General features: G+C 73.6%; 11 protein-coding genes and 1 pseudogene. 4 read left to right on the top strand and 8 right to left on the bottom strand.

The features are described from left to right. Positions 1-1,150 precede the first annotated feature (1,150 nt). Positions 1,151-2,509: a valine--pyruvate transaminase gene (locus ACWD4O_RS11300; protein WP_451279532.1), complete on the top strand. Its 1,359-nt coding sequence runs from the start codon at positions 1,151-1,153 to the stop codon at positions 2,507-2,509. Next, positions 2,469-13,224: pseudogene (locus tag ACWD4O_RS11305) on the top strand (amino acid adenylation domain-containing protein). Before ACWD4O_RS11300 ends, ACWD4O_RS11305 begins: the two are co-directional and overlap by 41 nt. On the opposite strand, the gene ACWD4O_RS11310 reads toward ACWD4O_RS11305, so the two are convergent. Then, a complete protein-coding gene (locus ACWD4O_RS11310; protein ID WP_351912885.1) occupies positions 13,150-13,827 on the bottom strand; it encodes a uracil-DNA glycosylase in 678 nt (225 codons plus the stop codon). The pseudogene ACWD4O_RS11305 and the gene ACWD4O_RS11310 sit on opposite strands and share 75 nt — an antisense overlap. 155 nt (positions 13,828-13,982) lie before the next feature. On the opposite strand from ACWD4O_RS11310, the gene ACWD4O_RS11315 reads away from it, so the two are divergent. Together ACWD4O_RS11315 and ACWD4O_RS11320 are read left to right on the top strand one after the other, a co-directional pair. After that, positions 13,983-14,969, top strand: a complete 987-nt coding sequence (locus tag ACWD4O_RS11315; protein WP_451279659.1) for an N-acetylglucosamine kinase — start codon at positions 13,983-13,985, stop codon at positions 14,967-14,969. A 208-nt stretch (positions 14,970-15,177) separates the two neighbouring features. Next, on the top strand, positions 15,178-16,101 hold the full coding sequence (locus ACWD4O_RS11320) for a sirohydrochlorin chelatase (RefSeq protein ID WP_451279533.1): 924 nt from the start codon (positions 15,178-15,180) through the stop codon (positions 16,099-16,101). Positions 16,102-16,187: 86 nt separating this feature from the next. On the opposite strand, the gene ACWD4O_RS11325 is transcribed toward ACWD4O_RS11320, so the two are convergent. The 7 genes from ACWD4O_RS11325 to ACWD4O_RS11355 form a co-directional block, all read right to left on the bottom strand. Next, a complete protein-coding gene (locus ACWD4O_RS11325; protein WP_451279534.1) occupies positions 16,188-17,234 on the bottom strand; it encodes a lactonase family protein in 1,047 nt (348 codons plus the stop codon). Between the two features lie 151 nt (positions 17,235-17,385). Beyond that, the gene (locus tag ACWD4O_RS11330; RefSeq protein WP_451279535.1) at positions 17,386-19,098 is read right to left on the bottom strand and encodes an FUSC family protein; all 1,713 of its coding nucleotides are present in this window, start codon (positions 19,096-19,098) and stop codon (positions 17,386-17,388) included. Positions 19,099-19,323: 225 nt separating this feature from the next. Beyond that, positions 19,324-20,028, bottom strand: a complete 705-nt coding sequence (gene fabG / locus ACWD4O_RS11335) for a 3-oxoacyl-ACP reductase FabG (RefSeq protein ID WP_451279660.1) — start codon at positions 20,026-20,028, stop codon at positions 19,324-19,326. A 67-nt stretch (positions 20,029-20,095) separates the two neighbouring features. Continuing rightward, entirely contained in the window at positions 20,096-21,766 is a 1,671-nt protein-coding gene (locus tag ACWD4O_RS11340; RefSeq protein ID WP_451279536.1) for an MFS transporter, read from the bottom strand. Further along, positions 21,763-23,199: a class-II fumarase/aspartase family protein gene (locus ACWD4O_RS11345; RefSeq protein ID WP_451279537.1), complete on the bottom strand. Its 1,437-nt coding sequence runs from the start codon at positions 23,197-23,199 to the stop codon at positions 21,763-21,765. The genes ACWD4O_RS11340 and ACWD4O_RS11345 overlap by 4 nt, the downstream gene beginning before the upstream one ends. Before the next feature lie 70 nt (positions 23,200-23,269). Then, positions 23,270-25,150: an FAD/NAD(P)-binding protein gene (locus ACWD4O_RS11350; RefSeq protein ID WP_451279538.1), complete on the bottom strand. Its 1,881-nt coding sequence runs from the start codon at positions 25,148-25,150 to the stop codon at positions 23,270-23,272. Then, positions 25,147-26,064, bottom strand: coding sequence for an NAD-dependent epimerase/dehydratase family protein (locus ACWD4O_RS11355; RefSeq protein ID WP_451279539.1), 918 nt, complete (start codon positions 26,062-26,064; stop codon positions 25,147-25,149). Before ACWD4O_RS11355 ends, ACWD4O_RS11350 begins: the two co-directional genes overlap by 4 nt. Position 26,065: the final 1 nt, after the last annotated feature.

Below are 26,065 nucleotides of genomic sequence, written 5' to 3' on the forward strand. Positions count from 1 at the left end.
AAGGTCCGCGGCTTCTGGCCATTTCTTCGCGTACGCCGTCGGCTAAACCTACACAGGCGTAGGACATTCCACTCCACTTCCCCCAGCACTGAAGCGATGCGTGCATCCCGCACGGACTTGTTCATGGACATGTCGTCTCACGGCGCCGTCGACAGCGCGGAGCGGGCTCACCGGCGGCGGGACGCATGTCCCACGACCGTATCCTTGGTCGGCAGATCCCTGGCCTGCGGATCCTTGGCCTGCGGATCCTTGGCCGACAACCCGAGTTCAGCCGGGCAGCCCGACGATCGGCGTCGGCCGCCGTGCCTCCTCCGCGCCCTTCCTCGCGCCGAGGAAAGGCCCCTTGGTTCCGCGGTATTCCGGGCTGAAGAAGCCCGAGCGGCACGCCGTGCGCTCACGGCAGCCCACACGCCGATCCAACGGCAGATGGAGCGCCCCGTACCCCCTTCGTAGTCCCCCGTCGCGCCGACCAGCGGCGCCTAACACGCAGCGTCCGTCCTCTTCGACAGCCAATGGCGAGAGGTTCGCTGCCTCCCTCGTGTTCATCCGAGCGATGCACCGGTAATGACGCACCACAGATTCACGAGGCGTCCCGAAGGACGTTCCCCACTCTATGGCGTGTGACCGAATGAGGGAAGGGGTGATCATATCTCTTGACGAGTACGTGGGTTGATCCCCTGTCAAGCGCGCAGTTTGCCGACGAAGCGTACGGCCGCCCTACTTTTCGGGAAGGATTCGACTAGTCGGGGCATCGAATTAGGCATCGGACAGTTCTCCGCGATACGGGCATCGCCGACGCCGTACCCGCCCGGGACACCCCTCGCCGCTCGACACCGCGGTGCTCCACACGCGTTGACAGAACCGTCGTGCGCTAAGAGCATGGGCTGCACGCTGCCCGCCGTGTGCGCGTTCGGAAGAGTGACCCGACAGCACCGCACCCGGCAAGGCCCTCCGCAGTCTCTCGACGATCCTGCGGGCCTTCGGCACAGCGGAACTCGGACGCCGACATCACCGCGGGACCACGGTGCCCTGCTGCGGCTGCCCCGGCCCCGGCCCCCGCGACGGGTCGTCCACCGCCCATGAGGCCATACCCCCTTGGTCCGTCCCTGGTCACCGTGCTGCCTGCGCAACCCAGGATGAGGAGAAGAACATGCAGTTGTCGCTGAGCGGCACGAGAATGGCCGGCGTCTCCGGGCTGCGCGGCATCATGGAGGACGTCGCCGCCAGTACGGCGGGTGCGTCGGCGGACGAGTGGCTCAACCTCGGCGTGGGCAACCCGGCTCCCATCCCCGAGGCACACGACATGTGGCGGGCCGCCCTGGCGGAGTCGCTCGCCGACGACTTCGGGCAGACCAGCTGCCGCTACGGCCCGTCGCGCGGCAGTCAGGTGCTCATCGAGGCCGTGGTCGACTACTTCCGCCGGACGTACGGCTGGCGGCTCGGCCCGGAGAACGTGGTCGTCGGGCCGGGCAGCCAGATGGTGTGCTTCGCCGCGGCCGCCCTCTTCGCGGGCCCCGGAGAGCGAGGCGACCGGAAGATCGTCCTTCCCATGGTGCCGGACTACACCGGCTACCAGGGCCTGTGCATGCACGAGCGGGGCATCGTGGGGGTACCGCCCCGGATGGAGCGGCAGGGCGACCACCGCTTCCGGTACGCCCTGGACATCGAAGGTCTGAGACGGCAGTCGGACATCGGCGTGCTGCTGGTCTCCAGTCCGGGCAACCCCACCGGACGCGCCCTGGACCGGGCGGACCTGGACGCGCTCATCGCCGTGGCGACGGAACGTGAGGTTCCGCTGTTCCTGGATCACGCCTATGGCTCCCCGTTCCCCAGGATCGCCGAGGTGCACACCGAGCCGGTGCTGCACGACAACGTGGTCAACTGCTTCTCCGTCTCCAAGGCCGGACTGCCCGGGGAGCGGCTCGGGTTCGCGATCGGGGCCCCCGAGTACATCGACGCTCTGGCGGCGTTCATGTCCAACTCCGTGCTGCACGCCCCGCAACTGCCCCAGGCCGCCCTCGCCCGCACGCTGCGGGACGGGCGGTTGGATCACGTCACCCAGCACGCGATCGCTCCCCACTACCGGGAGAAGAAGCGGTTCGTCGCGGAGCTGCTGGCGGAAGTGATGCCGCCGGACCTGGACTGGCGGATGCACTCCGGCGCCGGCGGAATGTTCTGCTGGCTGTGGGTGAACCACGGGTGGTTCGACGACATCGCTCTCTACAACAGGCTGAAGGACAGGCGCGTGTTCATCGTGCCGGGACGGCACTTCTTCGTGGAGCCACTGTCCTCCGCCGCTCTGGGCGACCACGCGACCCGGTGCTTCCGCATCAGCCTCAGCACCGAGGAGAAGGTGCTCACCGAGGGCGTTCGCCGAGTGGCCGAGGTCCTGCGGGAGATGCGTGACGCGGCCTCTGCGGTCGGTGCGCCGCCGCCGTCGCCCACGAGTGAAGAAGGAGGGGACACGCATGGAACGCGTACAGGGGCAGGCTCTCTGCCGGGGGCCTGAGCCGGAGCGCACCGAAGGCGACCCGCGCAGCGCCGTGGACGCCCTGCTGCGTGCCGCGGACTCGGCTTCCGGCGCGGGCGTCGTCACCGTCGCCCCGGACGGTTCCACGACCACCCGGCCCTATCGCGAACTGCTGTCACAGGCCCGCCGACTGCTCACCGGGCTGCGGGAGCGCGGCTTGCGCGCCGGTGACGCGGTGGTGCTGTGCGGGCTGCCGTTGGCCGAGTTCTTCCCTGCCTTCTGGGCCTGTGTGCTCGGCGGCGCCCGGCCCACGGCCATCGCGGAGCCGCCCACGCCGGGCTCTCCGGCGTCGGAACGCCTGCTGCATGCCTGTGCGGTGCTGGACCGGCCGTTGGTGGTCAGTGACGCGACCGGGGCCGAAGCCCTGGCCACCGCCGCTCCCGCACTACGGGTCGTGGTCGCGCAGGACTGCCTGGGCGCGCCGCCCGCGGACGACCTCGTCCGGCCGGCCGGGTCCGACGTCGCCTTGCTGATGCTGTCCTCCGGCAGCACCGGGGTGCCCAAGGCGGCGCAGCTCACCCACGCCGGTCTGGCGGACTTCGCCGCGAGCACCAGACGGATCCTGGACGTACGCCCGGAAGACACCACGGTGAACTGGCTCCCGGTCGATCACAGCGGCGCGTTCCTGCTCTACCACCTGCTGGCGGTCTTCGTGGGATGCACCAACGTGCACGCACCGACCGAACGGGTGCTGGCCGAGCCGCTGCGCTGGCTGGACCTCCTCGACGAGCACGGGGCCCAGCACAGCTGGGCGCCGACCTTCGCCTACGGGCTCGTCGCGGACGCGCTCGCCGAGCGGCCGGAGAAGCCCCGGGACCTCGCCGGCCTCAAGTCGCTGCTCTGCGGCGGCGAGCAGATCGTGCTGCCGGTGCTGCGCCGCTTCCTCGACGCCACCGCCGCATCCGGCGTCCGGGAGGAACACATCGTGCCGGCGTGGGGGATGGCGGAGACGGTCACGGCCGTCGCCTACGGGCGGCTGGGGCGGCCGGGCACCGTGCACCGCCTGCTCAAGAGCAGCCTGGGCGGCGACCTGGTGCGGGCCGACGCGCAGACCCCGGAGGACGACTGCGTCTCCTTCGTCGCAGCCGGGTCGCCCGCACACGGCGTCACCCTGCGCATCGTGGACGACGGCGGAGAGCCGGCGCCCGCGGGCAGGATCGGCAGGCTCCAGGTGCACACGCCCGCCCGTCTCACCCCCGGCTACGTGAACGACCCGGCGGCGGACGCCGAGGCCTTCCCCGCCGGACGGGACTGGCTGGACACCGGTGACCTGGCCTTTCTCGACGGTGGGCAGGTCGTGATCACCGGACGGCGCAAGGACCTGATCATCCTCAACGGGCACAACGTCTACTGCCACGAGCTCGAGGCGGCGGCCACCGCCGTGGTCGGCGTCCGCCAGGGGGACGTGGCCGCCTGCGGCATTCCGCACCCGGACAGCGGCACGGAGGAGCCGGCGGTGTTCTTCGTGAGCCGCGGCGCCGACGAGGACGCACGCATCGCGCGGGAGGTGAAGGCGACGCTGTTCGCCCGGCTCCGGCTGGCCGTCTCCCAGGTCGTGCCCGTCCCGCCCGGCGAGTTCCCGAGGACTCCCGCCGGAAAGGTGCGCCGTGCCGAGCTTCGGAACCGTCTGATCGCCGGTGGTTTCCAGACCGCCTCCGCCCCGCAGGACGCCACGGCCTCCGAGCGCCTGACACGGGTGGTGACGGAGGAGATCGCCGCCGTGCTGGGGCGCGCGGTCGAGGCTCAAGTGCCGTTCTACGAACTCGGGCTGACCTCTGTGCTCCTCACCCGCCTGCGGTCCCGCCTGGAACAGCGGCTCGCGACGACGATCGCCCAGACCGCGTTCTTCGAACACCCCACGGCCGCCGCGCTCGCCTCTCATCTGGCCGCCGCCCGCGGGCAACGGGCAGAGCCCGCGACGACGGGCGCCGCCGTCGTCGCCGCCGCCGGGAACACGGCCGATCAGCGCATCGCGGTCGTCGGCCTGTCGCTGCGTTTCCCGGGTGCGGACTCGGTGGAGCGGTTCTGGGCCAATCTGCGCGACGGAGCGGACAGCGTCCGGATCTTCGACGACGCCGAACTCGCGACTGCGGGCCTGTCCCCGGAGCAGCGGCGCGCGCCCGGCCTGGTGCCGGTCGCCGGCGTCCTCGACGGCGTCGACGCGTTCGACGCGGACTTCTTCGGGATGAGCCCCAAGGAGGCCCGTCTCACGCATCCCGCCCACCGGCTGTTCCTCGAGTGTTGCCACGAGGCGCTCGAGGACGGCGGCTACGCGGCGACCGAACCGGGCACCAGGGTCGGGGTGTACGCGGGTGCGGGCATGCACCTCTACGACCATCAGCACGCGCCGGCTACCGGCCTGCCCGACGGGACGGCGGACCCCGCCACCGCCCTGCAGACCGCCGTCGGGCACCAGTCCGACTTCCTCGCCTCCCGGGTCGCCTACCGGCTCGGGCTCACCGGCCCCGCCATCGGAGTGCAGACGGCCTGCTCCACCTCGCTGGTCGCCGTGCACCTCGCGGTCCAGGCGCTGCTGAGCGGTGAGGCCGACCTGGCGCTGGCGGGCGCCGCGGCCGTGCATCTTCCCCAGGAGACCGGCTACCGCAGCCATCCCGGGTCCATCCTGTCGCCCACCGGGCGCTGCCGGGCCTTCGACGCGGAGGCCGACGGCACCGTCGGCGGCAACGGCGTGGCCGCCGTGCTGCTGAAACGGCTCGACCGCGCACTGGCCGACGGCGACACCGTGCACGCGGTGATCCTGGGCTCCGCGGTCAACAACGACGGAGCGAGCAAGGTCGGTTTCACCGCACCCGGCGTCGCCGGGCAGGTCGAGGTGGTGCGTCAGGCGCTGCGCAGGGCGAACGTCCCCGCGGACACGATCTCGTACGTGGAGGCGCACGGGACGGGCACCCGCCTCGGTGATCCGGTGGAACTGGAGGCACTGGGCAGGGCTCTCGGCGAGGGCACGCGGCGCACGGCGTTCTGCACCGTCGGCTCGGTGAAGCCGAACATCGGACACCTGGACAGCTGCGCCGGAATGGCCGGTCTGATCAAGACGGTGCTCATGCTGCGACACCGCACACTGGTGCCGACGCTGCATCTGACCCGTCCCAACCCCGAACTTCGCCTGGCGGACGGCCCGTTGACACTGGGTACCGAGCTGCGACCGTGGCCGGCCGAGGACGGAGTGCCGCGCCGGGCCGGGGTCAGCGCGCTCGGCGTCGGCGGGACCAACGCCCATGTGCTGCTGGAGGAGCCTCCGCCATGGTCCGCTTCCCCGGCGGGCGTCCCCGAACTGCCCGTACTCGTCCCGGTGTCGGCCCGGGACGCACAGGCCCTGGACGAGCTCACCGGCCGGCTTCGCGACCGGCTGCGGCAGCGGCCGGAGCCGGCGGCCGCGGACGTGGCAGCCACCATGGCGCTCGGCAGGCCCCACCGGACGGCACGGACCACGGCCGTCGGCCGGACGGCCGAGGAACTCGCCGATGCGCTGGACGAGCAGCGGCCCGACCCGCACGGTCCTCTCGGTCCGCTCGCCTTCGTCTTCCCCGGACAGGGCAGCGAACGCCGCGGCATGGCGAGCGGCCTCTACACCGCCCATCCGGCCGCCCGGCGGACCCTCGACCGCTGCGAGGAGCTCTACGCCGACGAGTTCGGCGGCACCCTGCTGCCCCTTCTGCTGGACGAGTCCGCCGCCGAGGACGAGGCCTGGCCCACCGAGACGGCCCAAGCCGCCCTGTTCGCCCACCAGTCGGCGCTCGCCGAGGTGTGGCGCACCGCCGGGGTCCGCCCCGCGCTGCTGTTCGGCCACAGCGTCGGCGAGTACGCGGCGCTGTTCGCGGGCGGCGCCCTCACCCTCGACGACGGGCTGCGGCTCACGGCATGGCGTGGGCGGCTGATGCACCGGGCCTGTCCGCCGGGCGGCATGCTCGCGGTCCGCGCCGAGCGGGCCCCTGCGCAACGGATCGCACGGGCCGCCGGCGCCGAACTGGCCGCGGTCAACGGCCCGTGCGCCCAGGTGATCTCCGGTTCGCCGCAGGCCGTCGAGGAGGCGGTGCGCCTGCTCGACCTGGAGGGCCTGCGGTGGCGGGCGCTGTCCGTCACCAGGGCGTTCCACTCCGCCGCGGTCGAACCGGCGCTGCGCGACTTCCGCTCCCACGCCGAGCGAATCGCCTACGGTCCGCTGCACACACCCCTGGTGACCACGGCCGACGGACGGCCGCGTCCCGTGGGCTGGATCCTCGACGCCGACCACCTCTGCCGCCAGGCGCGGCAACCGGTCCGCTTCGACCTGGCCATGGCCGCCGCGGCGGCGGAAGGCGTCGGTGACTTCCTGGAGATGAGTGCCGGGTCCACCCTCACCGGTCTCGGACGGCACTGCGCGCCGGAGAGCCGCTGGCTCAGCGGGCAGGGTACGGGCGCGCACGCAGCCGACCAGGTGCGGGGGCTTCTGACATCGCTGGGCTCGCTGTACCGCAGGGGGGCGCAGCTGGATTGGCGCGTGGTCAACGGCGTCGGTGGCAGGGTTCCGCTGCCAGGGCATCCGCTGCGAAGGCAGCGGGTGGAGCCCCGGGCCGTGCCGACGGCGCCGGAGAAACCCACGGCACCCGACGAACTGCTCGCCGAGGTGCGGCGGCTGACCGCTCGGAAGCTCGGCAGCGAGGTGGCGGACGTCGCGCCGGACAGCTCGTTCTTCGAACTCGGCGCGGACTCGCTCGCCCTGATGGGCATGACGACGGAGCTCGAGCACCGGTACGACGTGCGCATCCCCGTCCGGGAGCTGTTCTCCTCGGCCGACACCCCACGCAGGCTGGCCGAACGTCTGGCGCAGTTACGATCCGACGAGGCCGGCTCCACAGCACCGCAGCCGAATCCGGAGCGGGAGCGGGACGAGCAGCATCAGCGACCGGCACCGGCACCGGCACTCGAGTCACCCTCGGGACTCACCGAGCTGTTCGAACAGCAGCTGAAGCTCGCGGAGCATCTCGTCGACCAGGTGACCGGGGTGATGTCCCGCCAGCTCGACATGCTCACCGCCGCGTCCGCGACCACTGCGCCTGCCGTCGCCCCGACGCCGGCGCCGATCCCTGTGCGGCGCTCCGTACCGGCGGGTCCCGAGCCCGAGTCGGCGCCCGCCGGCGGATGCGACTTCAGCCTGTACTTCTTCGGCGACTACCCCGACGACACCGACAGCGGCACCGACGCCGTCGACGACTACGCCGCCGACCGCGACAAATACTCGCTGATCATGAAGGCTTCCACGTTCGCGGACGAGCACGGTTTCCACGCCCTGTGGCTCCCGGAACGGCACTTCAATTCGTTCGGCGCGCTCTTCCCCAACCCCTCCGTGCTCGCCGGCGCGCTCGCGGCCAGTACCCACCGCATCCGGCTGCACGCGGGTTCGGTCGTCCTGCCGCTGCACCATCCGGTCAGGGTCGCCGAGGAGTGGTCCGTCGTCGACAACATCTCCGGCGGCAGGGCGGGACTCTGTTTCGCGAGTGGCTGGCACGCCACCGACTTCCTGCTCGCCCCGCAGCACTTCGGCCGGCACCGCGACGTGATGTACGAGCAGCTGGCGACCGTACGGCAGCTCTGGTCGGGGCAGCCTCTGGCGACGACCGCGGGCGACGGTCAGCCCGTCGAGATACGGCTGCACCCGCGCCCCGTCCAGCAGCGACCGCCCATGTACGTCGCCGTGGTGGGCAACCCCGACAGCTACCGCCGAGCAGCCGCCGAGGACCTCGGTGTGGTCACCAACCTGATGACGCAGACCGTCGAACAGCTGGCGGAGAACATCGCGCTGTACCGGCGCACCCGCGCCGAACACGGGCTCGATCCCGCCGCGGGCCGGGTGGTGGTGCTGGTGCACACGTACCTCGGTGACGACGCGGACCGCGCGCGAGCCGAGGCATACCGGCCGTTCGTGACGTACCTGCGTTCGTCGCTGTCCCTCTTCGACCAGGTCACCAACAGCCTCGGCTTCGCCGTCGACCTCGACAGCACCCCCGAGGACGACATCGAGTTCCTGCTCGAACGCGCCTACGACCGCTACTGCGCCTCACGCGCTCTGATCGGCGACGAGGACACCGCCGCCAGGACCGTACGCCGTCTGGTGGCTGCCGGAGCGGACGAGATCGCCTGCTTCGTGGACTTCGGCGTGCCGGAGAAGCAGGTCCTCGCGGCGCTGCCGCTGCTCGACCGGCTCCGCCGCCGCGAGCGGCCCGGCGCGCAGGGGCCGACGACGCCTGTGCCGAAGCGGATGCCGCTGTCGCCCGCGCAGCGCCGTATCTGGTTCCTGGAGCAGCTGCATCCGGGGACCGGCATGTACCACGAGCCCAAGGCGATCCGTCTGGACGGCCCGCTGAGCGTGCCGGCGCTGCGACAGGCCCTGCAGCGGGTCGTGGACCGGCATCCGGCGCTGCGCACCGTGTTCCGCGACGCCGACGGCATTCCGTACCAGGAGACACAGGACCGGGTACGGCTCGAGTGCCCGGTCGACGACCACACCGGGGCGACGGAGGAAGAGGCGCTGCGCGCCGTGCTCGGGACCGAGGGGTGCCGCATCCTCGACCTGCGCGGCGGGCCGCTGGTGACGGCCCGGCTGCTGCGCCTGTCCGAGGACCGGCATCTGCTCTTCCTGCTGGCCCATCACATCGTCTTCGACTCCTCCTCCACGGCGGTGCTCGTCCACGACCTCGCCGCCTTCTACCGCTCGGTCCAGCACGGCGCTCCTGAGCCGCCGCCGCTGCCCGAAGTGCTGCCGGTCCGCCTGCCTGATCCCGCCGCGTCCCTCGACTTCTGGCGGCGCCGGCTCGCCGGCGCCCCGGACCTCGCCCTGCCCACCGACCGGCCCCGTCCCCCGGTCAGATCCGGGGCGGGAGCCGGCCTCACCCATGACCTGGACGCCGAACTCGTCGACGGGATACGGGCATTCGCCGCAGCGCATCGGGCGACTCCGTTCATGGCGCTGACAAGCGCCGTGGCGGCAGCGCTCAGCCGGTTCAGCGGACAGCACGACGTGGTCCTCGGCACCGCGGTCGCCGCCCGCCCCGTCGGCGGCGAACACCACGTCGGTCTCTTCCTCGACACCGTGCCCCTGCGCCTGGATCTCACCGGTGACCCGGACTTCCCGACGCTGCTGCACCGGGTACGGGCCACCAGCACGGCGGCGTACGAGCACCGTGACGTCCCCTTCGACGAACTGGTCGAGGAGCTCAACCCGCAGCGGGACCCGGGGCGCAACCCGCTCTTCCAGGTGATGGTGGAGTACGAGAACGAGGGTGAGGTGACCTTCGACCCGCCCCGGCTGGCGGCCACACTGCTCGACGTGCCGAGCGCACGCGCCCCGTTCGACCTCAGCATCTATCTGACGCACCACCGCGACGGCGTGCGGTTCATGGTCGAGTACGACACGGTCCTGTTCGACGAGACCGTCGTGCGCCGCTTCGTGCACTACGTGGAGCAGGTGCTGCACCGCGCGCTCGTCTCCCCCGGCGCGGCGCTGAGCGAACTGACCGCCGTATCCGACGCCGACCGTACGACCTCGGCGCGGCTGGGACGCCTGGCCGAGCCGTCGCCCACCGTCGAGGACACCCTGCACGGGCTGTTCGAGCAGCAGGCGCGGCGGACACCGGACGCCGTCGCTCTGGTGAGCGGTGCGGAGAGCGTCGGCTATCGGGAGCTGGACACCCGCGCGAACATGCTCGCCCGGCAGTTGCGCACCCGGGGCGCCGCACGCGGTGGGCGGGTGGCGGTCCTGCTGCCACGCGGTCCGGAACTGATCACCGCCCTGCTGGGGGTGCTCAAGAGCGGGGCCGCGTATCTGCCTCTCGACCCCGCCATGCCCACCCCGCGGCTTGCCACGCTCCTCGATGACGGCGCCCCCGTTCTGCTGGTGACCTCCGACGCCGTCCTCGCGCGCCGTCCGCAGCTTGCGGCGGGGCTGCCGGTGCAGCTCGTGGACGAGGTCGGCGAAGTCGACGGGGTCCTCGCGGCAGGTCCCCCGGTCGACGGAGCGCGGTCCGAGGACCCCGCGTACTGCATCTACACCTCGGGCTCGACCGGCCGTCCCAAGGGCGTCGTCGTGCCGCACCGCGGCCCGGCCAATCTCGTGCGGGGGCATCTGGACCGGCATCGTGCGCTGCGCACCCTGCAATGGACTTCGCCCGCGTTCGACGTCAGCGTGCAGGAGATCTTCACCACGCTGGGCTCCGGGGCGGCGCTCGTGCTGATCGACGACGAGGTGCGGCACGACCCCACGGCTGTCGCGGAGGCGGTGCGCCGCCACGGGGTGCAGCGGATGTTCATGCCCTGCACCCCGTTGAGATACCTGGTCGAGACCGATCCCCGACTGCCTTCCCTGCAAGAGCTGTTCTCGGCCGGGGAGTCGCTGCAGCTCACCCCCGCGTTCCGCCGCTTCCTCGCCGCGCACCCACGGTGCGCGCTGTACAACCAGTACGGGCCCACGGAGACCTCCGTCATCGTCACCTCGCACCGGGTCGACCCCGGCGGTGCGGAGTGGCCGCCGATCGGCACGCCCGTGTCGGGAGCCCGGATCCTGCTGCTGGACGGCGCCGGGCAGCAGGTGCCCCCGGGGGCCGTCGGCGAGATCCATGTGGGCGGCGCGCCGGTCGCGCACGGCTACCACGCCCGGCCGGCGGAGACGGCCGGAGCCTTCCTCGACGACGGCTCGGGGGGCGTGCTCTACCGGACGGGGGACCTCGGACGCTGGCGCACGGACGGCTCGCTCCAGTACTGCGGCCGCACGGACGAGCAGGTCAAGATCCGGGGCCACCGGGTGGAACCCACCGAGGTCCAAGGGGCGCTGAGTGCCCTGCCCGGCGTCCGCGACGCGGCCGTGGTGTCCCGCCGCGACCGGCACGGCGACCCCGAACTCGTCGCCTACGTGGTCCCCGCGACCCCGCAGGACGACCTCCGCAGGCTGCGCGCCGCGCTCGCCGCAGAACTCCCCGACCACCTGGTACCGCGCCGGTGGGTACGCCTGGACCGGCTCCCGGTCAACGCCTCGGGCAAGCTGGACCGGGACCGGCTCCCCGCGCCCGAGCCCGACGACGAGGCCCCGGAGACGGAATCTCAACCCGCCACCCCGCTTGAGAAGGCGCTGCACGAACTGTGGTGTGACGAACTCGGCGCGCGCCAGGTGCCCGTGAACCGGTCCTTCTTCGCACTCGGCGGCCACTCCCTGAGCGCGATCAGGCTGCTGAACCGTATGGGCGACCGGCTGGACATCGAACTCTCCATGGCCGAGTTCTTTCTCGACTCCACGATCCGTGGCGTCGCGGGACGCGGCGAACGTCCCGGGCCCGCCGAGCCGACGGTGGACACCGTGCCGATGACCGCCGCGCTGCGCAGGCTGTGGCGTCGGCACCACGAGCACGCCAACCCCGAGGTGTACAACGTCGGGCACCGCATCGACCTGTACGGCGACCTCGATCTCTCCCACCTGGCGGGCGCCCTCGAGGATCTGGTGGGGCGCCATCACGCACTGCGCAGCAGGGCCGTACGACGCGATGGGCGGTACCTCGTGGAGGTGCTGGCCGACGTGCCCGTGGAGCTGCCGGTCGACATTCTCACCGCGCACGCCGACGACCCCGAGTTCGTCGAGCGGTGGTGCCGGGAGCACGCCTCACGTGCCCTGGCGATGGACCGCGCACCGCTGTTCCGCTTCCGGCTGGCGCGGCTCGGCCCGGATCGCTGGGTGCTGGTGACCGTGTTCCACCACGCGGTCTGCGACGGCTGGTCCATGGGTGTCATCTGGCGTGAGCTGCAGGAACTGTACAACGCCCGGCATCAGGGCGTCGGCAGCCGACCGGCCCCGCCCGCCGTGCAGTTCACCGACTGCGCACGTGCGGAACACGAGCTGGGCGACGAGCGCAGAGCGGAGCTCGAACGGTTCTGGCGCACCGAACTCGACGGCGTGCCCCTACGTCCGGCGCTGCCGTACGACCGACCGCGACCCGGGACGCTGTCCGGTCGGGGCGCCCTGCACACCTGGGTCATCGACGGGGACACACCCGGGCGGGTCCGGGACACCGCGACCCGCCTGGGCACGACGCCGTACACCGTGCTGGCCGCGGCGTTCGCCGCCTGGACGGGCCGGATTGTGCGGCGGTCCCGCCGATGTGGTGCTGGCCGCGTCCAGCGCCAACCGCACCCGCCGCGAGCGGTCCGACGTGGTCGGACTGCTGGGGGACGCGGTCCTGCTGCGCGCCCGGCTCGGCGAGGCGGCGACGTTCGCCGACCTCGTGGCGCAGCTGGGGTCGACGCTCTTCACCGTGCTCGACCACCAGGAACTGCCGCTGACCGAGGTGGTCGAGCTGGTCTCGCCCGGGACCGGGGACTCGTTGTTCCCGACCGTGCTGTTCACGGTGGTCACCACACCGCCGCCCGCTCTGGACCTGCGGTCGGTGTCGGCCTCGGTGCGCGGTCTCCCGACGCCGGAGGTGGCACGCAACGAGCTGTACGCCGTCCTGGCACCGGGGGACGACGCCATCACCGTCACCTTCGAGTACTCCACGGACCTGTTCGACCATCTCACCGTCGAGGCATGGGGCGAGGCCTTCACCGCGCTCCTGCGTGACGTCACGCAGGAGCCCGGCCTACGGCAGTCGCCAGTCCACCGGCTGGGAGCCCTGCCGCAGCAGCAGGTCGTTGGCCCTGCTGAACGGCCGTGAGCCGAAGAAACCGCGGTCCGCCGACATGGGCGAGGGATGAGCCGACTCGATCGCCGGGAGTTCCCCCAGCAGCGGCCGCAGATTGCGCGCGTCACGCCCCCACAGGATGGACACCAGCGGTTTGCCGCGCGCGGCCAGCGCCCGGATGGCCTGGTCCGTGACCTCCTCCCACCCCTTGCCCCGGTGTGCCGCGGGCTTGCGCGGGGCCGTCGTCAACGCCCTGTTGAGCAACAGCACACCCTGCTCGGTCCATGGTGTGAGGTCCCCGTTGGACGGCCTGGGCAGCCCGAGGTCGGAGTGCATCTCCCGGAAGATGTTCTCCAGACTGCCCGGCAGGGAACGCACCTCGGGCGAGACCGCGAAACTCAGCCCGATGGCCATCCCCGGCGTGGGGTAGGGATCCTGGCCGACGATCAGGACGCGGACGTCGTCGAAGGGCTGCTGGAAGGCCCGCAGGACGTTCTCCCCAGCCGGAAGGTAGGTCCGGCCGGCCGCTATCTCGGCCCGGAGGAAGTGCCCCATCGCGGCGATACGTTCGCCCGCGGGTTCCAGAGCCTTCGCCCAGCCGGCTTCGACAAGTTCATTCAAGGGTCGTGGTGCCACAGCGCGTCACCCTACTGGCACACACCGGGGTCCCGCACAACGCGGAAGCCCCTCACGCGCCGACGCCGCCCTCGGCGTTACCCTTCCTCCTCATCGAGGTCATCGAGCCGGTCCGGCAGATCGCGCACTCGGTCGCCGGGCAGGAGGGGAGCCTGATGTCGCATCCGGTGCTCGAGCCCCGCTCCGGCATCCTCGCCGTGGACTCCGGCGGGTCCGGTCTGCGGGTCGCGCTGGGAACCGTCGGGCGGGGCGCGCTCGCCCGGCGTGCGTCCCAGGTGCCGGTGGGCGTCGGCGCGCGGGGCATCGACCCGGACCAGCTGATGGCACAACTGGTGCCCCTGGTGAGGGCGTTGACGGCGGAGACCGGAACAGCGCCGCCGGCCACGGCCGTCGTGGGCGCGGCGGGGCTCAGCTCGCTGGGCGAGGCCCTGCGCGCCGAGCTTCCCGGCGCGCTGGCGCGGGAGTTCGGCGTCCGGACGACCGCGCTCGCGGCCGACGCCGTCATCGCCTACGTCGGCGCGCTCGGGTCCCGGCCGGGCGCCGTGGTGGTGGCGGGCACGGGCCTGATCGCGATCGGCACCGACCTGACGGCCTGGCAGCGGGCGGACGGCTGGGGCCATCTGCTGGGCGACTGCGGGGGCGGCGCATGGATCGGTCGGGCCGGGCTGGAAGCCGCGCTGCGCGCCCACGACGGGCGTCCCGGCGGGTCGGCTCCGCTCCTGGTCCGCGCAGCGCAGCGGTTCGGGCCGATGGCCGGGCTGCCCGGTCAGCTCTACCCCCGCCCGGACCGTGCGGCCGTCCTCGCCTCCTTCGCGCCGCAGGTGGCCGCGTGCGCCGAGGACGACCCGGTCGCCGCCGGCATCCTGCGCGCGGCGGCCCGGCACCTCGCGGAGTCGGCCGCCGCGGTGTGCCCGCCCGGCGGGGAGTCCCGGATCGCGCTGACCGGGGGCCTGTTCCACATCGGCGACCCCCTGCTCCGCCCGGTGGAGGAGGAACTCGCGCGACGGTTGCCGCACCCTCTGCGGGTGCCGCCCGAGGGCGATCCGCTGGACGGCGCCGTGCGCATCGCCACCGCGCTGGCGACGGACACGCTCACGCTGCCGAGCGAGAACGCGCTGCTGACGGTGGTGCGGCAGGCGTAACGCACCGTGCTGCATCGCGCGTAGGGGCCGTACGTCATGGCCCAAATGGGGGATTACCTCGGATTGCCTCCTTCGAGGGCAAGTCGCCCGGAAAACACTCTGATCACTTCTGATCCGCACGTAACTCATCAGACAAAACCGGACGGATACCGCTCACGTGCACCCTCCCCGAACAGGGGAGCCCAAGAAGCCAGTAACATGCGTCGCCATGAGCTCCCCCACTGGGCCCGCGTCCGGCCTGCCAGTACGAATGCCGCGACCTCGCCAGCCCGGGCGGCACCGCCGACCCGAGCCTTTGGCGGCTCCCGAGGGCGCGCCCGCGCTCGTGCTCGCGGTGCCGGGCACGCCCGGCACCGCCACGCGCGGCCTCGCCGAGGAGATCGTGAGCATCGCCCGCTCCGAGCTTCCCGGCCTCGACGCGCGCATCGGATACCTCGACGGGGACGACGCCGAGTTCCCCACCCTGCAGGCCGTGCTCACGTACGCCGCCGAAGAGCGCACCGCCCGCTTCGAGCAGGCCCGTGCCGCCGGTCTGGACGTCAAGGAGCCCGACGGCCCCGTCGCCGTCGTCGTGCCGCTGCTGGCCGGCCCCGACGGCGCGCTGCTGCGCCAGGTCCGCCAGGCCGTCATGGAGAGCCGGATCGCGGCCGAGCTGACCGATGTGCTCGGCCCGCACCCGCTGCTCGCCGAGGCGCTGCACGTGCGGCTGTCCGAGGCCGGTCTGGCCCGCGCGGACCGCGCCCGGCTGTTCACCGTGGCGACGGCCGCGGACGGCATCGTCCTGGCCTCGGTCGGCGGCGAGGAGGCCGTGCAGGCCGCCGGGATCACCGGCATGCTGCTCGCCGCGCGGCTCGCCGTGCCGGTGATGGCCGCGGCTCTCGACCAGGAGGGCTCCATCGCCTCCGTCGCCGAGCAGCTGCGCTCGTCGGGCTCGCAGCAGCTGGCGCTGGCGCCGTATCTGATCGGCCCGGAGATCGACGCCACGCTGGTCCACGAGGCCGCCAAGGAGGCCGGCTGTGCCGCCGCCGAGGCGCTCGGCCCGTACCCGGCCATCGGCAAGCTCGCGCTGGCCAAGTACACGACCGCCCTCGGCATCGCCCCGCCGCAGCCGCAGGGCGCGCCGGTCCGCTGAAGCGTTCGCCGGAACGCCGTACCACGCGAGGGGGCCCGCTCCATCAGGAGCGGGCCCCCTCGCGTGGTCCAGCCCTGCCGCAGGGCTCAGCCGAGGACCACGCAGGACGCTGCCGGGACCGGGATCGAACCGCCGCGGCGGGGCAGTCCGGTCGCCCGGTCCACGGTGAACCAGGTGACGTCGCCGGAGCGTTCGTTCGCGACGTAGAGGAAGTCGCCGGAACCGGAGACGGCGATGGCGCGCGGCCAGTGCCCGGCGCAGGGCACGGTGCCGACCAGCCGCAACGTCTCCCCGTCGTCCCCCACGGCGAACACCGAGAGGACGTCCTCGCCGCGGGTGGCCGTCCAGGCGAACCGGCCGTCGGGCGAGACGACGAGGCCCGAGGGGTAGGCGTCCCCGGCCGGTGCGCCGGGCAGTACGGCGGTCTCGGCCAGCGGCTTCAGCGAGCCGTCCGAGGCGTCCCAGCGGCAGACGGTGACCGTCGGGGTGAGTTCGTTGACGACGTAGGCGTACCGGCCGCCCGGGTGGAAGGCCAGGTGGCGCGGCCCCGAGCCGGGGCGCAGCGCGTGCTCGCGGTGCAGCACGGGGCTGCCGTCGCGCAGGGCGCACACCCGCACGGAGTCCGTCCCCAGATCCACGCTGACCGCCCAGCGCGCACTCGGGTCGGGCTGCACCTGGTGGGCGTGCGGGCCCTGCTGGCGCCGGGTGTGCGGGCCCGAGCCGGTGTGCCGCAGCACGCCGGAGGCGACGCGGGCGAGGGTGCCGTCGGCGTGGACCGGGACGGCGGTGACGCTGCCGGAGCCGTAGTTGGCGGTGAGGACGTGTCCGTCGAACACGGCGAGGTGGGTGGGGCCGCTGCCGTCCACCGGCACGGGCGGTCCGGCCTGTTCCGGCACGTCGCCGGTGACCCGGTAGGCGGCCACCGCGCCGTCCGTCGTCTCGCTGACCGCGTACAGCGTGTCCCCGGTGGCCGACAGGGCCAGGTAGGAGGGGTCCGGTACGCCGTTCACGCTGCTCAACGGGGTCAGGGCGCCGTTGGCCGGGTCCACGGCGGCGGCCACGATCCCGGGCCCTCCAGCCGCCGTGAACGAGCCGATGAACGCCCGCCGTCGCCTTCCGCCGAGGTCTGCCACCGCTGTCCCCTCCCGGGTCGCCGCTGTCGTCGCTGTCGCTGCTGACGCTGTTGCTCGGGGTGACGGTAGCAGTCGATCACGAGCGGTCTAGACCAGGCTCGCGATCTCGTCCGCCGGGGCTCGTGACGCCCGGGCGACCGGCGAGCGAGGCTCAGGCGCCTACCGGGACCCGGACGGAGCCGCGAAGGGGCACGGCGAGTTCGAGGAGGGCCTGTTCCAGGGCGTGCAGATGCGACAGGGCGTGCGGCTGGGACAGACCGTGCAGAGGGGCCGGACCCGGCGAATGAGCCGGACCGTGCAGAGGGGCCGGACCGTGCAGAGGGGCCGGACCGGGCGGATGGGCCGGACCGGGCAGAGAGGCCGGACCCGGCAGATGAGCCGGACCGTGCAGAGTGGCCGGACCGGGCGGATGGGCCGGACGGAGCGGATGGGTCAGGACCGGGTCGGCCGAAGCGGCGCGCGGCGGCTCGGCGGCCGGCTGCGCGGGGTGTGACCGTCCGTCGGTCGGCAGGGCGGTGAGCGCCTCGACCGCGGCCTCGACCCGTCGGCAGGCGGCGACGAGGCGGGCGTCGTGCGAGGCCTCGGGGTCCGCGGCGACGGAGGCCAGTGCCCGCACCTCACGGGCACAGTCGTCGAGCAGCGCGAGCACGTGCCGGGCCCGGGCCCCGCGCGCCCGCAGGGGGCTCAGCGGATGCACCAGCGGCGCCAGCGACAGCCGGACCCGGGCGAGGATCTGCTCCAGCTCGATCACGCGCCGGGCCGGGTCCGCCGTCGGGGAGCCGGCGAGCCGGGCGGCGGCCTCGGCGGTGCAGGCGTGCACACAGCGCAGCGCCCGCTCCACCCAGGCGTCGGTGACGGAGTGCGTGGTCACCGGGAGCACCAGCAGCACCGCCGGCACCGCTCCCAGCGCCCCGACGGCCGTCTCGGTCACCCGCAGGGCGAGGAGGGCCGGATCGAGCAGGCCGAGCAGGCCGTAGAGGGCGCTGGCCATGACCGTGACGGCGAGCATCATCCACGTGTAGGAGACGGCGGCGGAGTAGAAGATCCCGAAGACGCTGATCGCGACGATCACGGCGGTCGCCACCGGATCCCCGTGCAGGGGCACGGCCACCACCAGACCGAGCACGATCCCGATGACGGTCCCCAGGAACCGCCGGAACCCTCGGACGAGCGTCTCGCCGCGCGAGGTGGTGTTCACGAACACCCACCAGGTCGCGCCCACCGCCCAGTACCACCGCTGGTCGGACAGCGCCTGCCCGACGACGAGGGCGATCCCGGCCGCGACGGTCGCCTGCAGCGCCTGTCGCGTCGTGATCCGCGCCAGGCCCGTACCGCCGGTCGGCGCGGCGACGGCCACCGGCGCAGGCGAGCGGCGCTCGTAGCACCACAGGCCGAAGCGCACCGCCGAAGCCGCCCCCAGCGACATCAGCACCGCCGCGTACAGCTCGGGCAGCTGGGCGGGGACGGTCTGCAGGAACTGGGCGGCGAAGAAGGTCATGAACGCGAACACGCCGAGCGAGTGCCCGCGCGGCCCCCAGCGCCGCGCGTACGCCCCGGCCCCGACGACGGCGAGGAAGGCCAGGTCACGGGCGACGGGCGTGTCGTGCAGAACGGCCGCGAGAGCGAGCACCGGCAGCCCGACGACGGGGAGCAGCGCGGTCGTGACGGCCTGTCCGCGCACCGTCGGGTCGGTCACCGTGAACAGGGCGAGCAGCGCGGCCAGACCGCCGGTGACGGCGGCCGTCAGCGAATGCCCGGCCAGGCCGCACAGGGCGACGGCGAGCCCGATGCCGAGCACCGCCCGGGAGGCGAACCGCAGCCGCGCGCGCCCTGGATCCGGTGCGACGAACGCCCTCTTCAGCAAGCTGCCCCGCCCTTTCCCCACCTTGGCGCGCCGCGACGGCGCACCCCGACCTGACCTGGCATGTCACACGACATGAGAAAGGCGCCGCGGAGTCCGCAGCGCCATCGATGGGGACATCTCAGCATCAGGAGGGCTGGTGGTTCAACAGGCGAGGAAAGCACTGGGCCAATGGCCCAGTCCGAGCCCGGCTTCCCTCGCCGTCGGCCGACCAACGGTCCACTCGGTTCAGTGCCCCAGTCCGGCGCCTCCGTCGACCGGGATGACGGCGCCGCGCACATGACCGGCGCCGGCCAGGAACACGACCGCGTCGGCGACCTCGTCGGGGTGGGCCGGGCGGCCCGCCGGGGTCCGGCCGAGCAGGTTCCGGCGCTGTTCGTCGGTGAGCGCACGGCTCATGTCCGTCTCGGTCAGTCCGGGGGCCACCACATTGCAGGTGATGTCCCGGGCGCCGAGTTCATGGGTCAGTGAGCGGGCGAATCCGACCAGCCCCGCCTTCGCCGCCGCGTAGTTGGTCTGCCCGGCGGCCCCGTGCAGCGCTGCGGTGGAGGACATGAGCACGATCCGGCCGTGGCCCTGCCCTAGCATCCCGCGCATCGCACGCCGGACGACCCGGAAGGCTCCGGTGAGGTTGGCGTCGATCACGGAGGTGAAGTCCTCCTCGCTCATCCGTACCAGCAGCCGGTCGCCGGTGACGCCGGCGTTGGCGACCAGGACCGTGACCGGGCCGTGGGCGGCCTCGGCCTCCTTGAAGGCCTGGTCCACCTGTCGGCCGTCCGTCACATCGCACCGCACGGCGAGGAGGTTCTCGCCGGGGGGCGGCCCGTCGCCGCGGCAGGTGACCGCGACCCGGTCTCCCGCGGCCGCGAAGCGGCGGGCCACGGCCAGCCCGATGCCCCGGTTCCCGCCGGTCACGAAGACCGACCGGGCCACCGTGTCCTGCCTGGTCCCCGCCGTGTCCTGCCTGGTCCCCGCCGTGTCCTGCCTGGTCACCGCCATGTCACCGCCCTCCGCTGTCGCTGCCACTGCTGCCGCTGCCACTGCCGCTGCCGCCCCTGCCGCTGCCGCCGCTGCCACTGCCACTGCCACTGCCACTGCCACTGCCACTGCCGACGCTTGCGCCGCCCGCCTTGCGCGGGCGGAGCCCCACGGCGGCCACGACGAACCCGCCGAAGGCCAGGACCGCGATCCAGAAGGTGGCCGCGTACATCGCGTCCAGGAAGGCGCGGTCGGCGGTGGCGGCCAGCTCCGGCAGCCGCAGCGAACCGGCCAGCGAACGCGCCGCCTCGGCCGAGGTCCGGGCCCGTTCCGCGGCGCCGGGCGACAGCCCCTGTGCAGCCGTGGGCAGCGTGGCGTCCGCCATGCGCTCCCGGTACACCCCGGACAGGACCGAGCCGGCCATGGCCACCCCGAGCGTCCCGCCGACCTGCCGCGTGACGCTGTTGACGGCCGATCCGGCGCCCGCGAGCTGTGCGGGCACCGCGCTCATCATCACGGCCGTGACCGGTGTGCCGACCAGGCCCATGCCGAAGCCCTGGACCCACAGCAGCGCGACGACGACCGGGACGGGGGTCCGTCCGTCGAACCACAGATAGCCGACGTACGTGGCGGCCGTGACGAGGACTCCGGCCGCGACCGTCCAGCGGGCCGACAGCAGCCTGCTCATCGCCGGGGAGGCCTGGCTGCCCAGGAGGATGCCGACCGCGGCGGAGATCATCACGGTTCCGGCGTCGGCCGGGGAGAGCCCGCGGGGCCCCTGGAGGTAGAAGGCCGCGTAGAACAGATGCCCGGCCAGCGCCAGGAACGCGATCAGCAGCACCACGCTCCCGGCCGCGAACCCTGGCTGTCGGAAGAGCCGCAGGTCCAGGCTGGGCGCCGGGGATCTGCGCTGGCCGGCGACGAAGGCCGTGAGCAGCGCTCCGCCCAGGACGAGGGGCGCCAGGACGTGTGCCCCGTGCCAGCTGCGGCCGTTGCCGAGCTCGATGATGCCGTAGACGACACCGCCGAGGCCGAGGACCGAGAGCGCGAGGCCGGGCAGATCGAGCACCCTGCGCACCGGGCCCTTCAGCGCGGGCACCACGGCCACCACCCCGGCCAGGCACAGGGCGACGATCGGCACGTTGACCAGGAAGACCGAACCCCACCAGAAGTGGCTGAGCAGGGCCCCGCCCGCGACCGGGCCGACGGCCACGCCCAGGGCGCTGGAGGAGCTCCAGATCGCGATGGCCCGGGTGCGTCGCTCCTCCGGGGTGCTCTGCACGATGACCGACAGGGTCGCGGGCATCAGCAGCGCACTGCCCGCGCCCATGAAGGCGCGCGCCACGATCAGCCAGCCCGCGTTCCCGGCGAACGCACCGGCCCCGGAGGCGACGCCGAACAGCGCGAGTCCGGCGAAGAGGGTGGCCCGCGGGCCGAAGCGGTCGGCGAGCGCGCCGCCCGCGAACAGGGTGCCGGCGAACACCAGGGTGTAGGCGCTCGCGACCCACTCCAGCTCGGCGGGGGTCGCGCCGAGTCCCCGGTCCGGGTCGGCCAGCGTGGTGACCGCCACGTTGAGGATCGAGGTGTCCAGCCAGATCAGCATCTGGGCGCAGACGACGACCACCAGGACGGGCCAGGACCGGGGCGTCGCCGCCGCTGTCGTGGTCTCCTCGGTGCGGCTCACGGCGCTCATCGGGTGCCCCCGTCCGCTGTCGGGCGGGTGGCGTCTGCGTCCCCGTAGGCGCGCAGCGCGCGCTCGACGAGCGCGTCGGCCGCGCCCGTGTACCGGGCCGGGTCGAGGAGTTCCGTCAGTCGGTCCGGGGTGAGGCGGGCGGTCAGTTCGGGACGGCCCGAGAGCACGTCGGCGAGCGGGCGGCCGCTGCTCTCCGCCTCGGCCGTGGCGGCGGTCAGCACCTGCTTGGCCCGTGTCTTGCCGAGTGCGGGGGCCAGGGCCACGGTCAGCCGTTCGGCGACGATCGCGCCGCCGGTCAGTTCGAGGTTGGCGAGCATCCGCTCGGGATGCACGACCAGCCCCTCGGCGAGTTCCACGGCGGTGTGCGCGGCCCCGCCGGCCAGCCGCAGCGCCTCCCGCAGCGGCTGCCACTCGGCGTGCCAGGCCCCGGCCGGCCGCTCGTCCTCGGCGAGCATGCACTGGGCCAGGACGAGGGCGTGGGCGGGTACCTGACGGGCGGCCGACACGATCAGCGTGGCGAGCGCGGGGTTGCGCTTCTGCGGCATCGCGGACGAGCCCCCGCGTCCGGCCGCCGCCGGCTCGGACAGCTCGCCGATCTCGGTGCGCGACAGCGTCTGCACATCGAGCGCGAACTTCCCGAGCGCCCCGGCGACCTGCTGGAGCACGGCGCCCAGGTCCGCGACGGGCGTGCGCGCGGTGTGCCAGGGGAGCACTGGTTCGGCCAGCTCCAGCGCCTGCGCGAACGGCCGCAGCAGCTCCACCGCGCTCTCGGCCCTGCCGCCGTCCAGGGCCGCGTACTCGCCGTACGCGGCGAGGGTGCCCGCCGCGCCGCCGAGCTGGGCCGGGAGCGCGGACGCGACGGCCCGTACGCGGGCCAGGGCGTCGCCGACCGAGTGGAGCCAGCCGGCCGCTTTGAGGCCGAAGGTCGTGGGGACCGCGTGCTGGGTCAGGGTGCGTCCGGCCAGCACGGTGTGGCGGTGGGTGTCGGCCAGCGCGGCGAGGGCGGCCCGGACGCGGTCCAGGTCGGCGGCGATCAGGCCGAGCGCCCGGCGGGCGATCAGCATGGCCGCCGAGTCGAGGATGTCCTGGCTGGTGGAGCCGCGGTGCACATACTCGGCGGCGGCCGGGTCCCGGGCGGCGACCGCCTCGGTGAAGGCGGCGACGAGTGCGACCACCGGGTTGGCCGTGGCCCGTGCCGCCCGGGCGAGGGCGACCGGGTCCAGCCGGTCCTCGCGGGCCGCCGTGCGCATCGTCTCCACCGCGGCGGCCGGGGTGAGCCCGACGGCGAACTGGGCCCGGGCGAGCGCCACTTCGACGTCCAGCATGGCCTGCAGCCAGGCCTCGTCGGTCACCTCGGCCGCGACCGGCGTGTCCGCCCAGGTGGGGGCGAGCAGGCCCGCGTCGGTACCCGCGGACAGCGCGTTCACGCTCATCGACTCCCTACGTCTCGTATCTGATGTGTCGTATCTGATGTCTCGTCAAAAACTTGCTGAGCATGGGCATTTATGCTTCCGGGAGCAGCAGCGCGGCCCGCGCGATCGCGTCCGAGTCCTCCAGCGTCACCGAGCCGACGCCGGGTCTGACGCCGACCGCCGTCACCCAGCGCACCCCTTCCGTCGGCACGCCGAACGCGAACCGGCGCGGGTGGGCCCGGCCCGCCGCGTCCACCAGCCGGGCCGCACCGCCGGTCACGGCCAGTCCGCCCGTCTCGTGGTCCCCCAGCCGGTAGGGGACGCAGGCGCCGGCCGCCAGCAGCCCGGTCAGCAGGGGGTTCGCGCTGCGCCGTACGTCGACGGCAGGCAGCCGGGCCTCGATCAGCGTGCAGGCGAACACCGGTGGCCCGGCGACCAGTTCGGCGTCCACGAGGAACCCGCCCGCACGCGCCGACGGCCGTACCCGCATCCCCGGGCCGAGGAGGCAGAGCGTCCCGGCCTCGATCAGCGCGATCAGCTGCTCGATGCGGAAGGCGGGCGGGCCGATCGAGGTGAAGGCGTTCAACGGCGTGTACCAGCCGTCGAGTTCGGCGCGGTAGGAGTCGCCGGGGACCCCGCCGTGGTCGACGACGAGCCTGATCTCGTTGCGCAGGTCCCGCAGGGCGTCCAGGGCGGCCTTCAGCGGCCCGCTCACATTGCCCAGCCGGGCCTCGACGAGATCCCGCCGCAGATACGCCAGCAGCCAGTGCCGGAACTCGTCGCGGCCGGCGAAGGTCCGCTCGCCGTACGGACGCTCGATGCGCCGCCAGTCCCAGCGCTCGCCGGCCGGCACCGCGTACCGGTCCAGCAGCAGCTCCTCCGGGCACCGGCCGGCGAGCGTGGACCGGACGAACTCCTCGGCGGCCCAGGTCCCGTGGGCGGCGCGGATCCACGCCTCGTAGTAGACGGTGCGCACCTCGCGGTCGATCAGCGGCCAGAGCGCGTCACGGAAGGCGACGGGACGTCCGTCGTCCGCCCGCCGCCGCAGCCCGGCGATGACTTCGGGGGTGAGGAAGCGGGGGTGGTGGCGGCCGAGCGCGCCCTTCTCGTTCTCGCCCCGGGCGTGGTAGGGCACCCCGCGCCGTGAACCGGCGTACAGCACGGGCTCGTTGCCGCTGGGGAGGTAGACGAGGCCGGTCTCGCTCTCCTTGAACGTGCCGCCGCGGCCCTCGGTGAGCAGCGCCAGATGGTCGAAGAAGTTGAGCCCGAGGCCGCGCAGGGCGACGGGCGTGCCCGACGCGATCTGGCTCAGCCGGGCGTCGGCCGGATTGGCGGGGCCGACGTAGGTCGCGCCGTGCCGGTCGGCGAAGTCGGCCAGTGCCAGCTCCTCCTGGTCGGGGGTCAGCTCCCCGTGGCCGAGGGCCAGCACCACGGCGTCCGTTCCGGTCAGTCGGCCGCCGTCCGCCAGGGTGACCGTCTGCCGCCCGTCGGGTGTGTCGTCCAGCGCGACCGCGGTCGAGCGGTGCGGGTGGACCGTCACCTCCTCGGGTGCGGTGCGTAACAGGTGCTGGAAGACCCACTCCAGGTAGTGGCCGTGGAAGGCGCGGGTCGGATAGGTGTCCGGGCCGAGCCGCCGCGCCTCGTCCAGGACCCGGTCCGGGTGGTCGCCGGCGCCCTGCCCGATCGTGCGTGCCCATGCGTACAGGCTGGGCCCCGGCACGGACGGCCCGGCGCAGGCCACGCTGTCGTCGGTGAACAGGGTCACCTGGGAGGCGACCGTGTTCATCAGCAGCTCGCCCGGCTGGTCGGTGCGCCACACCGCGCCCGGGCCGGGCGGGTACGGGTCGACGAGGTGCACCGCGACCGGCCGGCCGGTGCCCGCGGCGTTGGCGCAGATCCGCTCCAGGACCGACAACCCGCGCGGACCGGCCCCGATCACGCACACGGAGAGGGCGCCGACGGGGTCGGTCATTCCTGGCCCAGCCCGTCGCGCCAGCTCGGCCGCAGCGGCTTCCAGCCCAGCGCCGCCCGCGCCCGGTCGGCCGCCGCCCCGCGTGCCGCGGTGAGCTGATGGGCCAGGAACCAGCCCAGCAGCCGGGGTGCCATCGCCGCCGGGATCGTGCGCGGGGGCGGGGCGCCGAGCGCACGGGCGTACTGCGGCAGCCACTGCGCGGCCGGGGCCGGTTCGTCGTCCGCGAGGTGGAAGACGCCGGTGGTCGCCGACTCGACGGCCGCGACGGCCGCCCCCACGGCGTCCTCGACGTGCAGGAACGAGGTGACCCCGGCCCCGCCCTCGGGCAGCGGGAGCTTCCCGGCCAGCACCCGCTGCCCGGTCCCGCCGTCCCGTGCGTACGCGGTGCCGGGGCCGTACAGCGTGCCGTACCGCAGCACCAGGCCGCCCAGGTCCTCGCCGCTCAGCGTCAGGCGCTCCAGCTCGGCGACGGCCCGCACGGTGGCGGCCCAGCCCGGATCCGGGGCGTCCGTGTACAGCGGCGCGTCCTCGTCGAGGACGGCGGGCCCGGCGGGGGCTGCGGCGAAGGCGATGGACTGCGCGACCAGTCGCCGGGCGCCGGCCGCGCGCGCGGCCTCGACGAGATGCGCGGTGCCTTCGGTGCGCAGCCGTGCGGTCTGTGCGAAGGCCTCCGGAGGGTCGTCGCGCAGCAGCCGCAACGCCGACAGCTGGTGGACGACCACCTCCGGCCGGGCGGCCGAGACCGCCGACAGGACCGCTTCGCGGTCGAGGGCGTCGGCGACCACGACGCGGTCCGCGTCCGGGGCCCGCGACTCCTCCCGCACCAGCGCGCTCACCTCGTGGCCGCGGGCCTGCAGCGCGCCGACCAGCGGACGTCCGACCACTCCGGTGGCCCCTGCGACGAGTATCCGCAAC

The sequence above is a fragment of the Streptomyces sp. NPDC002623 genome, from assembly GCF_053592635.1.